This window comes from Peribacillus deserti (genome assembly GCF_002863585.1).
In the GTDB taxonomy this organism is placed as follows: Bacteria; Bacillota; Bacilli; order Bacillales; family DSM-1321; genus Paraperibacillus; species Paraperibacillus deserti_A.
In genome coordinates, this window is sequence record NZ_PGUY01000018.1 from 22,901 (window position 1) to 28,900 (window position 6,000).

Annotated in this window: 3 protein-coding genes; all 3 read left to right on the plus strand. The window is 41.7% G+C overall.

Going from position 1 to position 6,000, the window contains the following annotated elements:
• Window positions 1–209: 209 nt before the first annotated feature.
• The gene (locus CUU66_RS06570; protein ID WP_101640882.1) at window positions 210–1,064 is read left to right on the plus strand and encodes a GNAT family N-acetyltransferase; all 855 of its coding nucleotides are present in this window, start codon (window positions 210–212) and stop codon (window positions 1,062–1,064) included.
• Window positions 1,065–1,412: 348 nt separating this feature from the next.
• Window positions 1,413–4,271 (plus strand): 2-oxoglutarate dehydrogenase E1 component, encoded by a 2,859-nt coding sequence (gene sucA, locus CUU66_RS06575; RefSeq protein ID WP_101640883.1) that lies wholly within the window; start codon window positions 1,413–1,415, stop codon window positions 4,269–4,271.
• A gap of 16 nt (window positions 4,272–4,287) precedes the next feature.
• Complete coding sequence (odhB, locus tag CUU66_RS06580) at window positions 4,288–5,553, plus strand: 2-oxoglutarate dehydrogenase complex dihydrolipoyllysine-residue succinyltransferase (RefSeq protein WP_101640884.1); 1,266 nt, start codon at window positions 4,288–4,290, stop codon at window positions 5,551–5,553.
• Window positions 5,554–6,000 lie beyond the last annotated feature (447 nt).

Here is a 6,000-nt window from a genome sequence, read left to right on the forward strand (position 1 = left end):
TCTTATTTTGGCAAATATCACTCTTATTTTTCCAATTCCGCTCTTAAATTTTGAAAAGTCACTCTTAAAATTTATTTTTCACTCTTAAACTCTCCCGGAGTGGCATACACACAATTACGAAAAAAATTGGTAAATTTTATCACCCAATCTTTCATTTTCAATAAAAGAATTTTATACTATTAAAAATTATAAAAAAAAGGGGCAGGGGTATGGAATTTAAAGTATACAGAGACATAAATGAGTTCTTCGATAAAACTAAGCCCTTTTATCTGGCTGATGAAGCAGTACATAATCTGCCTTACGGTATTCTGAACCGCATGATCCAGGGAGTATCGCAGAACGGGGATGAACTGCCTTTCATGGCTCTGATAGAATCAGAGGGAGAAGTGATTTTATCTTTTCTCCAAACTCCTCCGCACAATATGATCATAAGTTCAAACAAGAGCATTGACCCTGAACTTCTGCACTTTGCCGCCGGGGAGTTGATTAGTGAGGGAGTCAGCTTACCAGGTGTGATAGGTTCTAAGGAGCTTGCTGAAAGCTTTGCGGCTGTATGGGGAGAACGAACTGGGAGCAGGCAGCAGATTGAGATGAATCAAAGGATATATAAATTGGAGAAAGTAAACAGCATACCGAAACCAATAGGAAGATTTGCGCCGGCTGAACATTCACACATCCCTCTAATCTTGGTCTGGGCGAAAGAGTTTTGTAAGGAGACTGGAGTCCTCTATGAGGAAGCGAGAATGCAGACGTCTGTGAGAGAGTCGTTTGCAGCCAAAAGTACATTTGTCTGGCTGGATACTGACGGCCATCCGGTAACGATGGCAAAAGCAGGGAGAAAGATAGAAAACGGTACCGTGGTAACGCTCGTGTACACACCCCTGGAACTGCGCGGGAAAGGATATGCAAGCGCCTGTGTGGGGGAGCTGAGCAGAGAAATCCTAAAAACCAGCCAGTTTTGCTGTCTGTATACAGATCTTGCGAACCCTGTTTCAAACAGCATTTATATGAAAATAGGCTATGAACCTATATGTGATTCTATTGCGCTAAAATTTTTACGCTAAAAACCAGTGTTATATCTACCAAAAAACATTAGAGTTTTCATCTTAATCAGGCACGGGGCCAAGGTCTTTGTGCTTTATTGCTGTAAAATGGTCAAAAAGTAAAATATATTTTAATATAATAGTGAATTTCCTCGTAATTTTATTACATTTTCCTTTGAATATATATGTCGAAAGGTGTAAAATACCCTTGTAACCGTTTTATCCTTAGAATTTTAAGAATAATTACTTATTCAAAACTATTTCTATATAGCTTGTTATTTTAATAGTTACAAAAACGAATAAATGCAAAGGATTCTTTAGGGTACAGCGTAGGACAATTACACTAATGGAATGGTTGGGGGTTTAAAAATGACCAACAAAAAATCAATGGAATTGAATCCCTGGGCGGGGCTGTCAGGACCCAATCTAGGGTACGTATTGGAACAATATGATTTGTTTGTGGAAGATCCTGATTCTGTTGGTTCTGATTTAAAGGAATTATTCATCACATGGGGCTCTCCGGAAGAAGCAGTACAGCTGAATAACATAGCTGGTGAAATATCTGCCGGACAGACAAGAACACCTGGTGTTCCGATGAGCACCGATATGATGAAAAAGGTTATGTCCGCTGTTCAGCTGGTAGAGAATATCCGCGCTTATGGACATCTGGCTGCTAATATTTATCCATTAAATGAAGTTCCTAAAGAAAACGATGTTATTAAACTGTCAAATTACGATTTGACGGACGAAGATTTAAAAAAGATTCCGGCTGAGCTGCTAAGCCCTTATCTTCCAGCTTCTATCAAGAATGGATTAGAAGCCGTTCAATATTTAAAAGAATCCTATTCTAAAACAATTGCGTTTCAATTCCATCATGTAAATGATTTGGAAGAAAAATACTGGCTGAATGAAATGGTAGAGTCAGGAAATATTTTCCGGACTTTATCCAGTGAGGAGAAAATAGGTCTCTATAAGCGTTTAAATGAAGTAGATAGTTTTGAAAAATTCCTTCATAGAACATTTGTCGGCCAAAAGCGTTTCTCCATCGAAGGTCTGGATACACTTGTGCCTGTCTTAGATGAAATAATTTCTGAAGCAGTGCAGTCAGGAACTGAAAGCATTAACATTGCAATGGCTCACAGAGGACGCCTCAGTGTCCTGGCACATGTTTTAGGAAAGCCGTATGAAGCGATTTTTGCAGAATTCCAGCATGCTCCTAATAAAGACCTTGTACCTTCAGAAGGTTCAATCGGAATTAATTTTGGATGGACCGGTGACGTAAAATACCATCTTGGGGCAGATCGGCAGATCAAGGAAGAAAGTACTGTAAAAGCACGTATCACGCTAGCAAACAACCCAAGCCATCTTGAATTTGTCGGCTCCATTGTTGAAGGGTTTACGAGAGCTGCGCAGGATGATCGCTCAAACCCAGGCTATCCTTCACAGGATGATGAGAAGTCATTGGCTATCATCATTCATGGTGATGCAGCATTCCCGGGTGAGGGGATAGTGGCTGAAACTCTAAACTTAAGCGGGCTGAAAGGCTATAAAACGGGTGGTACTGTCCATATCATCACTAATAATATGATTGGATTTACAACCGAGAGTGAAGATTCAAGATCAACCAAATATGCAAGTGACCTTGCAAAAGGATACGAGATTCCAATCGTCCATGTAAATGCGGATGATCCAGAGGCATGTATTGCTGCCGTGGAGCTTGCTTATGAATATAGAAAGAAATTTAAAAAAGATTTCTTGATTGACCTGATTGGATACAGAAGATTCGGCCACAACGAAATGGATGAACCTTTGGTAACCAATCCACAGATGTACAATCTGATCCACAAGCATCCCGTCATCACTGAAATTTATGGCAGGAAATTAACTGAATCAGGTGTGCTTACACAAGAAAAAGCTTCTGCAATCAAGGAGCAGGTAGACGCTAAGCTAAAAGAAGCATACGGTAAAGTAGATACCAAAAATAAAAAAGAAACGCCTGATGATCTAGTTCCACCTGAAACAGTGGAACATGGTCTTCCTAAAGTTGATACTTCTGTATCCTTAGATACACTAAAACAAATAAATAATGAACTAGTTCAATGGCCTAAAAATTTCAAAATCATGAAAAAGCTTGAGAAGATTTTAACAAGACGCCTCGATGCTTTCAATGACAATGGAAAAATTGACTGGGCACAGGCTGAAACATTGGCATTTGCCAGCATCCTGGGCGACGGAACACCGATCCGTATCACTGGACAAGATTCAGAACGCGGGACCTTTGCTCACCGGCATCTTGTGCTCCATGATTATGAGACGGGCAATAAATATTCTCCGCTTCACACATTAAGCCTGGCGAAGTCTTCATTTGCCATCCATAACAGCCCGTTAACTGAAACAGCTGTTTTAGGCTTTGAATATGGCTATAACATCTATTCTCCAGAAACACTTGTGCTATGGGAAGCTCAGTATGGGGATTTTGCAAATGTGGCCCAGGTCATTTTTGATCAATTCATTGCTGCCGGCCGTGCCAAGTGGGGTCAAAAGTCTGGATTGGTAATGTTATTCCCGCATGGTTATGAAGGACAAGGACCAGAACACTCAAGCGGTCGTTTAGAACGATTCCTGCAGCTTGCTGCAGAAAATAACTGGACAGTGGCTAACTTGTCTTCGGCTGCTCAATATTTCCATATTCTAAGACGTCAGGCTGCTATTCTGACAATGGAAGAAGTTCGCCCGCTGGTTATTATGGCGCCGAAAAGTTTATTGAGAAATCCATTAACATCTTCATCTCCGGGTGAATTTACGGATGGAGACTTTAAAGCTTATATAGAGGAACCACTATTAGGCAAAAATCCGGAAGCTGTTGAGCGTATCGTGTTTACGACAGGAAAAATGGCAATTGACCTATCCGATAGTTTAAAAGATAAGCAGGATATGGACTGGCTTCACATTATCAGGCTTGAAGAGATCTATCCATTCCCATTTGAGGAAATTCAGAATTTCTTAACAGGATTCAAAAATCTTAAAGAAATCTTCTGGACCCAGGAAGAACCTAAGAATATGGGTGCTTGGAGCTTTGTTGAACCTCGTCTTTCTACTGCTGCACCAGAAGGCGTCAAGGTAGATTACATTGGACGTAAACGCCGTTCAAGCCCTGCAGAAGGGGACCCGACTGTCCATAAAAAAGAACAGCAAAGAATTATCGACACAACTTTAACACGCAAATAAAGGGGAGAGTATTTTCATGGCCGAAATTATTGTACCAGAATTAGCAGAATCCATCTCAGAGGGAACAATTGCCCAATGGCTTAAACAGCCGGGTGACCAGGTTCAAAAGGGAGAATATATTGTTGAACTTGAAACAGACAAGGTAAATGTTGAGATTATCTCAGAAGTCGACGGGATTTTATCTAAACAGCTGTTCGAAGAGGGAGACACTGTTAAGGTCGGAGAAGCCATAGCGGTTGTTGGAGAAGGCGCAGAATCCGCTGCTGCTCCGGCTGCAGAAGTTAAGGCAAGTGCAGAGCCTGCTCCGGCGGCTGAAGCTGCAGCTGAAGTTCCCGTTCAGTCTGACGAGGCACAAACCGGTTCGAAACATAAAGCGATTGCCTCTCCGGCGGCAAGAAAGCTTGCCCGTGAAAAAGGAATCAATCTTGACGCTGTTCCAACTGTAGATCCGCTTGGAAGAGTAAGAGTGCAGGATGTCGCTTCTTTTGATTCAAGCCAGCCAGCAGCTCCAGTGAAAGCGGAAAGCCCTGCTCCAAAGGCTCCTGCTGCAGCACAACCTGCACCTGCAGACAATCCAGCAAAACCGGTTGAACGTGTGAAAATGTCACGCCGCCGCCAGACTATTGCAAAACGTCTGGTAGAGGTACAGCATACAGCTGCCATGCTTACTACCTTTAACGAAGTTGATATGACTGCAATCATGAACTTAAGAAACAGAAGAAAAGATGCTTTCTTGAAAAATAATGATGTAAAACTAGGATTTATGTCATTCTTTACAAAAGCTGTCGTTGGTGCTTTGAAACAGTTCCCGCTTCTAAATGCTGAAATCCAGGGCGATGAACTGGTAATCAAAAAGTTCTATGATGTGGGAATTGCTGTTTCTGCTGAAGATGGACTTGTTGTTCCAGTCGTAAGAGACGCTGATAAACTTACATTTGCTGAAATTGAAAAAGAAATCGGCCATCTTGCAAACAAAGCTAGAAGCAAGAAATTAGCAGTATCTGACCTGACTGGCGGAACATTCACCATTACTAATGGCGGTACTTTTGGTTCTTTACTCTCCACACCAATCCTTAATGCGCCGCAGGTTGGTATCCTGGGAATGCACAAAATCCAGGTGCGTCCAGTTGCAATTGATGCAGAAAGAATGGAAAACCGCCCAATGATGTATCTGGCACTATCATACGATCATAGAATCGTAGATGGAAAAGAAGCGGTAAGCTTCCTGGTGAAAGTTAAAGATCTTCTAGAAGATCCTGAATCCCTTCTTTTAGAAGGCTGATCGATTAATAATTAAAGAAAAGCTGACTCATATACAATTTGAGTCAGCTTTTTCTTTGTTATAGGGCCTGTTCTACCATCAAGGAATTTTTGATAAACGCTTTAAGGCTTTAAGGTCATTATTGATTTAGCATTACGACCCCTGCTGCAGGTACTAACTCCTGCTGGTGCCTGGGTACAGGGGAGTCTCTGCTAGAGTATATGTGGCCGCGGCTACTAGACCGCCCCGGAGGTATCGGGTACCTGCAGGGGTAATCAACAGACATGTTCAACAGCACTTTAAAAAGATAAACAGATTTTCACGGCATTTTTTCTGCTAGCTTTTTCAACTCCTTTGTACGGGCTGCAATGAAATCCTTCATATACTTTTCTAAAAGGGTGTTTACGCAAACTTTGTTGTTATTGAACAAGGGTTGATTTCCACTACAGGATGCTCGCTTTCCGCGGG